Source organism: Bacteroides sp. An269, from assembly GCF_002159755.1.
GTDB lineage: Bacteria > Bacteroidota > Bacteroidia > Bacteroidales > Bacteroidaceae > Phocaeicola > Phocaeicola intestinalis.
The window spans coordinates 1-8809 of record NZ_NFJG01000147.1 but is presented as its reverse complement, the minus strand read 5'-3'; the positions used below and the strand labels follow the sequence as shown (position 1 = coordinate 8809).

Here is an 8809-nt window from a genome sequence, read left to right as displayed (position 1 = left end):
TCGCTTTTGTGATGAGGAAGATAGCGGGCTATCTGACGAAGAACAGGAGCGAAAAAGACCAAAAAATCGCCCAAAGCACACACGAAAACGTATACATCAAGACAAGAAACACTTTTTGGAGAAATTCAAAACAGCTTCTCAACTTTACCGTTTCAGTTGTCTTCGCGGGCTGTAGCAGTTGATTGGAATGGTTTATGAATATAACTTCGTTTTCAGGGGGGATATTGGCTGGATGCGGAATTCATAATATAAAGCGAAAGGCAAAATGAAAGTATCGTTGGAAACAGAAAATTGGGGTATGATTCCTTATCAGGAAGCATGGGAACGCCAGTCTCGTTTGTTTAATGAGGTGATTGCGGCGCGTGCCGGCCATGTATCTTATATTAACCGGTTGGTGTTTTGCGAGCACCCCCCTGTATATACGTTGGGAAAGCACGGGAAAGAGACGAATATGTTGTTGGGCAAAGAACAACTGAAGCGGATAGGTGCAGAGCTTTTTCATATCGACAGGGGAGGAGACATTACATTTCATGGACCCGGGCAGCTGGTGTGTTATCCCATCCTTTGTCTGGAAGATTTTCATTTGGGATTGAAAGAATATGTCTCGGTACTTGAAGAGGCAGTTATCGGTGTGTGCCGCTCCTATGGCATTGAGGGCGGAAGAGTGAAGGGAGCTACGGGAGTATGGCTGGACATCGGCACTTCTTCTGAGCGGAAAATATGTGCTATCGGAGTACGGAGCAGCCATTTTGTCACAATGCACGGATTGGCACTGAATGTGAATACCGATTTGCGTTATTTCGGTTACATCCATCCGTGTGGCTTCATCGATAAGGGAGTGACCTCGTTAGCCAAGGAAACCGGTATGGAAATTCCTATGGAAGAGGTATGCTTGAGGTTGGAAAAGGAACTCCGTGCGCACCTTGTTTCCTTTTAATAATGCATGTCCGCAATTAGCCAATCTGACTGAGTTGAAAACGCAGTAGTACTGCATTTGCCGATGAAGTATATATCCGTAGGCGTATGCAGTATATATTCAACCGCGTATGCAGTATATATTCAACTGCGTATGCAGTATATATTCATTTTTCAGGGGTATGTATTGGCTGTTTGCGGGCATTCATTTTTTTGTCTTTTACAGCATATCTGGAATAAGGTAAAGTGTGTCTTCGGGTACGCCTTGTTCAAGTAATGCTTCTTTGTCGTTTTTGAAGTTCTGGATAAATGCTTCATGGCTTATGCAGCTGTTTTCAGCTTTCCGGTAATGTTCCAAGGCTTCTGGAATTTTTCCAAGTGCCAGATAGGCGTGTCCGGTGTTCAGCCAGTCGGCCATTGGTACATTATCGGGTGTATCTGTCAGTTTGCGATAGAACCGGAGCGCATCTTCGTATTTACCGGTCATGAAGTAACACCAGCCTATGGCACGCTGTGCATTGGCAGGTGCATTGTCCAAGTATTCAACCTTGAAGAAGTATGCCAATGCTTCCTTGTAGCGGCGGAGAGTGGCAAGGCATTGTCCGATTTGGAGCAGAATATTCAAGTCATCGGGCTTCATTTCTTTCACTTTCTCGTAGTATTCCAATGCTTTTGAGTATTGTCGGGTACGTTTGTAGCATTGTGCCAGATGCTTCAAAGTCCAAAGATGGTCGGGCTTGAGCAGGTCGGCTTGAAGGTATGCCCGGATGGCTTCCTCATAGTTTTTCATTTTCTGGTAGGTGTAGCCGAGCTTCTGCATGATTTCGGCGTTGGGCTTTTCTTCCTGGCTCAGCCGGAGATAAAGCTGTGATGCTTCTTCCATATAATCTTTGGCAAACAAGTGGTCGGCGATATGCTTGATGGCTTCGGTGTGGTGCAATAGCGGACCGAGTGCTTGGCAGTTCCACAGGTCAAGTTTGCTTTTGAATATGTCGTCCACTTCGTTGCGGTACATCCATAGCTTGAAAAAGCGGTAAAGGTCGTGGATGTATTGCCGGCTGACGATTTCGGGTTTTTGAAAGTCTTTTGATGTTTCAGAAAGTGCTTGTATCTGTTCCGCTTGCATTTCGGTTTGTGCATTGAACTGCGAAGTCATGTACTGACGTTGTTGTTCGGGCAGGTTAAAAAGCGTGAGGCAGAATGAGTATTTGTCTGAATTACAGAAGACTGGTGAGTCCATTATCAGTCCCATCATTGAGCGTTGTCCTTCTTTTTCGTCTTTGAAGAGTGGAGCTATTTCGGGGGTTTGTTTATCAAATGGGTAGAACCAATGTGCTGCTTCCCGGAAGAAAGGATAACTTTTCAGTTGTGAGAATGTGCTCATGTAGGTGTCCGCTCCTTCCATTTGCAGTTCGCCTAGTTCACGGATGGTATTTTCCACCTGTGCCATTCCTTTGCTCCATTCCGGATTTTTGTCTTCCAGTTCTTCCAGGTCTAAAATTTTCAGGTCGGTTTTGGCTATGTTGGCAGAACGCATCATTTGCGGGATGATTTCTTCACGCATTTTTTTGCTTATCTTTTCTGTTTCGCGTGAAAGAAGGAGTAGAATTTGTATGGTGAGCAGTTCTTTAGCTGCTTTCGGTTTTTCGGTGAGCAGTGAAAGGGCAGCCAGCAGTTCGGGATAGAGGTTGAGGCGTGCCTCTTGGTAGTATGCTACCAGGGCGATACCTACCAGTGCCCGTTGGGTGACTAGCGTGTCGGTGCCTGATTGATAGGCATTGATAAGGAATTGGTACTTGCGGCTGTCGAATATGTGTAGCAGGCTGAGGGTGGTTGCACTGAGCATCACGGCAATATCGTTGGCTGGTATCAGCAATGACGAGAGAAAGGCTTCGGCTTGGTTCTGTTCGTTTTCCGACCATTGTGCCGAAGTCCATATTTTGTAAAATAATTCATCTACCGTCTGTTCATGTCTGATAAAAGGATTTTCTTTTTTGTCTGTCTGCAACGGTTCGGTCACTGGCAGTTGTGACAATGCCATGTCTTCGCTTAACATTTCCAAGGTCATTTGCAATTCTTGCAACGAATGTGCAGGGTGTTGCATTTGCCGGCGGTAGGTGTCGGCAAAATATCCAGTTCCGCGTTTTCCGGTTTTGATGAAGTTTGCCTTGTCGGCCAGTTCATATGCTCTTCTCCACAAGTGGCAGTACATTTTCCCACGTTCGGGGTCGTTTACTCCTTGGGCTGCGTATTGCAGCATATAATTGTATGTAGTTGACAGGCTTTCGATGTCTGCATTCAATTGCCAGTCTTCCAGTTCTACGGCAAAAGCTTGCAGCTGGACGAGTGCTTCTTTCAGCCGCCGTTGGTCTAACAGTTCGATGATGTGTTCGTGCATAAAGTTTTTTATCTGGTTTGACAAGTGCAAATGTAGCAATAATTTTGTAATTTTGCGCCATCTATAGGAATTACAATGGAAATAGCTGGACTTCAACAAATTTATGCCAAACATCCGAATGTGGGGGCTTTGGTGAAACTTTTGCAGAATCAAGATATACGTACTGTTTTTATGGAAGGCACTCATGCTTCGTGTGCTTCTTTTTTTGCATCGGCTTTCATTAAGCAGTATTCCCGGGTGAATCTTTTTATCTTGAATGATTTGGAAGAAGCAGGATATTTTTATCACGATATGGTACAGGTCGATGGTGATGAAGAGATTTTGTTTTTCCCTTCTTCGTTTCGGCGGGCCATTAAGTATGGTCAGCGTGATGCAGCCAATGAGATATTGCGTACGGAAGTATTGGCACGGTTGAAACAGGAGAAACCTGTTACGGTGGTGACTTATCCCGATGCGTTGGCAGAAAAAGTGGTATCCCAAAAGTCGCTGGATGAACGGATGTTGTGTCTTCGTATCGGACAGCACATCGATACGGAAGTGATAACCGGAGAATTGGTAAAATACGGTTTTCATCGTGTTGACTATGTGTATGAGCCAGGACAGTTTGCAATGCGGGGAAGTATTCTCGATGTATATTCGTTCGCATCAGAATATCCGTATCGTATTGATTTCTTTGGTGATGAGATAGACAGTATTCGTACGTTTGAGGTGGATTCGCAACTTTCGAAAGAGAAGAAAGATGCGGTAAGTATTGTTCCCGAATTGTCGGAAGCTTCTGACGGGGATGTGTGTCTGCTGGAATTTGTTCCTGAGACATGTGTGCTGTGGGTCAAAGACTTGATGTGGGTGCGTGAGCGTATCCAGACGGTACACGATGAGGTTTTTTCTCCTCAGGCAGTGCAGGCATACGAAGGGGAGGAAACCGACTGGGTAAATTTGCGGAAAAAATTAATTTCCGGGCCTGATTTTCTGCAAAAGGCATTGTCTTTCCGGCGGATAGATTTTGGGCATAAAGCGGCAGGCACTCCTCAGGCAACGTTGGCATTCCAAACTTCCATTCAGCCGATTTTCCATAAGAATTTCGATTTGGTGGCGAGCACCCTGACCGATTACCGGCAGCGGGGATATCAGTTGTATATCTGTTCGGACAGTGTGAAGCAGACCGACCGCTTGCGTGACATTTTTCAAGAACGTGGCGATAAGATATCATTTGTGCCGGTAGACCGCACTTTGCACGAAGGTTTCATCGACCATACACTGAAGTGTTGCATTTTTACCGACCATCAGATATTCGACCGTTTTCATAAATACAATTTACGCAGCGACAAGGCACGTAGCGGAAAGGTAGCGCTTTCGCTGAAAGAACTGAGCCAGTTTGAACCGGGAGACTATGTGGTGCATATCGACCACGGTATCGGAAAGTTTGCCGGACTGGTGCGTATCCCCAATGGGAACACTACGCAGGAAGTTATCAAGTTGGTATATCAAAATGACGATGTAGTCTTCGTTTCCATCCATTCGTTGCATAAGATTTCGAAGTACAAAGGGAAAGAAGGCGAGCAGCCTCGCATCAGCAAGCTGGGTACCGGGGCGTGGGAGAAGATGAAGGAACGTACCAAAACGAAAATCAAGGACATCGCCCGCGACCTTATCAAGCTCTATTCGCGCCGCAAGCAGGAAAAGGGCTTCAAGTACAGCCCCGATAGTTTTCTGCAACACGAACTGGAAGCAAGTTTCCTTTACGAAGATACGCCCGACCAGCTGAAAGCTACACAAGAGGTAAAAGCAGATATGGAAAGCGACCGTCCGATGGACCGTCTGGTGTGTGGCGATGTAGGATTCGGCAAGACCGAAGTGGCTGTGCGTGCAGCCTTCAAGGCGGTGACCGACAACAAGCAAGTAGCAGTGCTGGTACCTACTACCGTGCTGGCGTTCCAGCATTTCCAGACGTTCAGCAAGCGGTTGGAAGGAATGCCGTGCAAGGTAGACTACCTGAGCCGTGCCCGTACGGCAAAAGACACCAGCCGTATCTTGAAGGAACTGGCGGACGGAAAGATAGACATCCTGATAGGCACGCACAAGATTATCGGCAAGAGTGTGAAGTTCAAAGACCTTGGGTTACTGATTATCGATGAGGAACAGAAATTCGGCGTGAGCGTGAAGGAAAAACTGCGTCAGCTGAAGGTGAACGTCGATACGCTGACAATGACCGCTACGCCTATTCCGCGTACCTTGCAATTTTCGTTGATGGGAGCACGCGACCTGTCGGTTATCCAGACCCCGCCGCCCAACCGTTATCCCATACAGACCGAGGTGCACACGTTCAATGAAGAAATCATTGCCGATGCTATCAACTTTGAAATGAGCCGTAACGGGCAAGTGTTTTTCGTAAACAACCGCATCCAGAATCTGTCCGAACTGAAAGCGATGATAGAACGTAACATTCCCGATTGCCGTGTGTGCGTGGGGCACGGACAAATGAAACCCGAAGAACTGGAGAAAATCATCTTCGACTTTGTGAATTATGATTATGATGTGTTGCTTGCCACCACCATCATCGAGAGCGGTATCGATATTCCCAACGCCAATACCATCATCATTAACCAGGCGCAGAATTTCGGATTGAGCGACCTGCACCAGATGCGCGGACGGGTAGGGCGGAGCAACAAGAAAGCTTTCTGTTATCTGCTGGCTCCCCCCTTGTCTGCTCTGACCCCCGAAGCCAAACGCCGTTTGCAAGCTATCGAGAACTTCAGCGACTTAGGAAGCGGCATTCACATTGCCATGCAGGACCTTGATATCCGTGGTGCCGGGAATATGCTGGGCGCCGAACAGAGCGGATTCATTGCCGACTTAGGATACGAAACGTATCAGAAGATTCTATCCGAAGCCGTGACCGAATTGAAGAACGATGAGTTTGCCGACCTCTATGCCGATGAAATCAAGGCGGGCGAAGAGAAGCTGAGCGGAGAAGGCTTCGTGGATGAATGTACGGTAGAGAGCGACCTCGAATTGCTTTTCCCCAACGAGTACATTCCCAGCAGCAGCGAGCGTATGCTGCTTTACCGCGAATTGGATAAACTGGAATTGGACAAGGATGTCGAAGCCTTCAAGGCAAGGCTAGTAGACCGTTTCGGCAAGATTCCGCCCGAAGGAGAAGAACTGATACGTATCGTGCCCTTGCGCCGGATGGCGAAACGGATGGGCATCGAAAAGGTTATCCTCAAGTTAGGGCGGATGACGCTGTATTTTGTCAGCAACCTGGAGAGCCCTTATTATCAAAGCGAGGCGTTCGGGAAAATAATCAACTATATGTCACAGAACCCGCGTATATGTAACCTGCGCGAGCAAAACGGTAAGCGAAGCATGGTCATCAAAGACGTAAAAGACGTGCAGACCGCCGTACGCATTATGCAAGAGATCGTAAGTATGCCGGCGCAATAAGCGTGACAAACATATTTCAGTCCTGTTTCATTTCAAAGGCTGACGTTATCTTTTAACGTATCAACGGGTGTAAGTGTAGGGAAGAATCTCTACATTTACATCCGTTTTTTTATTTATAAGATAGTATGAAAAGATTGTTATCGTTTGTTCCCTTGTTTTGTGTTGCCTTGTCAGTGTCAGCACAGACCGCAAAGGATGAAATCCGCCAAAACCCGGCTTTGGCAGCCGGTAAGTATTATGCCTATCAGGCTCCGTCCGTAGAACTTACTCCGGCTCCTGAAGGCTATGAACCCTTTTACATCTCGATGTTCGCCCGTCACGGTTCACGTTATCTTACCAAGCAGAAAAAATACGATAAGCCCTTGGCTGTCTTGCGTGATGCCGAAAAGCAACATATCCTTACTGCCGATGGGAAACGGGCACTCAAGATAGTGGAAAGTCTGGCGCAGGAAGCCGAAGGACGCTATGGAGAACTCACTCCGAAAGGAGCTGAACAACATCGCCAGTTGGTACGCCGTATGTTTGCCCGTTATCCGCAAGTGTTTACCGAAGGTGTACACGTGGATGCCCGCTCTACCTATAAGACCCGTGCTTTCCTTTCGATGACCGCCGGGTGTGTGGAGCTGAAAGGTTTAAATCCGAAATTGAATATCACCAACGATGCCAGCAATCATGACCTTTATTATATAAAGTATAAGAACGAACCCTACGAAGCTGTCCATTTGGCGAATGCTGATTCGGTCTATCGTGCTGCCGACAGCATATACGTGCATCCTGACCGTCTGATGAAGCAGCTCTTCACCCGTCCTCAGGCTGTGGAAGATCCTATGGGACTGATGATGGACCTCTTCGAACTGGACGGAATCAGCCAAAGCAGTTACAATCAACCTGATTTGGCGTTCTTGTTTACCGAAGATGAACGTTACGACTTGTGGCAACGTAATAACTTCGAGTGGTATTACGAGAAAGGCGCATCCCCGCTGAGCGGTGCTTGTATGTACAAGGTAGAACGTAACCTGCTCCGTAATTTTGTAGAGACTGCCGATACGGTCATCGCTTCGAAACGGAATTGCGTTACCCTTCGTTATGGACATGATACCAATCTGGCTCCCTTGGCCACGCTGATGGGGTGCAATCATTTGTCTGCTTCTACCGGTGATTGGCAAAAGATAGCCGATACCTACCGCACCTACCGTATTATTCCGATGTGCGGCAACGTGCAACTCATTTTCTTCCGCAAGCCGGAAAATGATGACATTCTGGTGAAGCTTCTTCTGAACGAGCGTGAGGTGACGCTTCCTGTCAAAACCGACAGTGCGCCTTTCTACCATTGGAAAGATGTCCGTGCTTACTGGCAGAAGGTAGTCGATAGTATTTCCTTACCCGATGTGGAAGTGACTCAGGAAGATTGACTTCTGCCTTGTATTACCTCAATCTGCATTATGCACTTCTCGTTGCCCTGTAGGATGGAACAGCAGAGCGTTACACGGAAATCATGTTCCTGCCACAGGCTGTGCAATGCATAGAGCACGCTTTGACGTGAGCATTCACACAGCAGGGGTGTGCGGACATACCCCTCTGTGTGCAGTCCGCATGTGCATTCCAGAAAGGAAAGACGGTATATCTGTCCTTCTTTCACTACCTTTCCGCTGACTCCAGGCAGTTCGTTTGCTTTGCGGAAGAATGTATCCATGTTGCCGTTGGCATCTTTGTACAGCTTTTCGTAAATGGGTAACACGCCGTTGCGCACGCAATTCTTTCCACACTCAGCGAAAAAACGTTTCCGCTCTTCTTCCGTGAGTCGTGCGATACCCATTCAAAACTTTTAAACCAATTCGATAAATCCATATACCTTATATTATCCTGGTGATTTGCAGGCAAAGGTGACGATTTTCTGTGTACTTCCGCTTACGCCTTTTCCTGCAGGAATAAGATTGCCTGTTACTAAGAAGCTGTTTTGAATTTCTCCAAAAAGTTTTTCTTGGCTTGATGTATCCGTTTTCGTGTGTGCTTTGGGCGATTTTTTGGTCCTTTTCGCTCCTGTTCTTCGTC

5 protein-coding genes are annotated in these 8809 nt (G+C 47.0%); 3 read left to right on the top strand and 2 right to left on the bottom strand.

Annotation, left to right across the window (positions count from 1 at the left end; all coding sequences use genetic code 11):
* The first annotated feature begins 265 nt into the window (after nucleotides 1-265).
* Nucleotides 266-937, top strand: a complete 672-nt coding sequence (gene lipB, locus B5F71_RS17740) for a lipoyl(octanoyl) transferase LipB (protein ID WP_022039325.1) — start codon at nucleotides 266-268, stop codon at nucleotides 935-937.
* 198 nt (nucleotides 938-1135) lie between these two features.
* Here the strand turns inward: lipB and B5F71_RS17735 are convergent, their stop codons facing one another.
* Nucleotides 1136-3313, bottom strand: coding sequence for a CDC27 family protein (locus B5F71_RS17735; protein ID WP_022039324.1), 2178 nt, complete (start codon nucleotides 3311-3313; stop codon nucleotides 1136-1138).
* Nucleotides 3314-3388: 75 nt separating this feature from the next.
* On the opposite strand from B5F71_RS17735, the gene mfd reads away from it, so the two are divergent.
* Entirely contained in the window at nucleotides 3389-6757 is a 3369-nt protein-coding gene (gene mfd, locus B5F71_RS17730; protein WP_087212989.1) for a transcription-repair coupling factor, read from the top strand.
* A 125-nt stretch (nucleotides 6758-6882) separates the two neighbouring features.
* Nucleotides 6883-8169 carry a histidine-type phosphatase gene (locus B5F71_RS17725; protein ID WP_087212985.1) on the top strand — a complete coding sequence of 429 codons (1287 nt, stop codon included), beginning with the start codon at nucleotides 6883-6885 and terminating at the stop codon, nucleotides 8167-8169.
* Here the strand turns inward: B5F71_RS17725 and B5F71_RS17720 are convergent.
* The gene (locus B5F71_RS17720) at nucleotides 8157-8573 is read right to left on the bottom strand and encodes a hypothetical protein (protein ID WP_337625212.1); all 417 of its coding nucleotides are present in this window, start codon (nucleotides 8571-8573) and stop codon (nucleotides 8157-8159) included. The two genes, B5F71_RS17725 and B5F71_RS17720, sit on opposite strands and share 13 nt — an antisense overlap.
* Between the last annotated feature and the right edge of the window lie 236 nt (nucleotides 8574-8809).